1 rRNA gene is annotated in these 452 nt (G+C 49.8%); it reads right to left on the reverse strand.

The features are described from left to right. Positions 1-435: ribosomal RNA gene (locus EZV76_RS17970) — 23S ribosomal RNA — on the reverse strand; the annotation flags it as partial. Positions 436-452 lie beyond the last annotated feature (17 nt).

Genomic DNA, 452 nt, shown 5'->3' on the forward strand with positions numbered 1-452 from the left:
GCGCGTCACTAATTAGATGACGAGGCATTTGGCTACCTTAAGAGAGTCATAGTTACTCCCGCCGTTTACCCGCGCTTACTCGAATTACTACGATTTAACATTCAGAGCACTGGGCAGAAATCAGTGACAGTCAACGTCCGCAAGGACCATCTGTCACCTCTGTTTTAATTAGACAGTCGGATTCCCTGAGTCCGTACCGGTTCCAGTACGGTTGTTTAGATGAGCGATCAGGATACTAGAACCGAGGTCCAAGCACACACCAGAAAGCGTCCGCAAGCAAGCACAATCACTAGTCCGCCATCAACCCGAAAGCATCAAGCAGACAGAACTGCGCCGGACAAGCATCAACCACCTGGCCAACCGTTCCAACCACTGGAGCCAATCCTTTTCCCGAAGTTACGGATCTAGTTTGCCGACTTCCCTTACCTACATTATTCTATCGACTAGAGGCT

The organism is Flagellimonas alvinocaridis, from assembly GCF_004916895.1.
GTDB lineage: Bacteria > Bacteroidota > Bacteroidia > Flavobacteriales > Flavobacteriaceae > Flagellimonas > Flagellimonas alvinocaridis.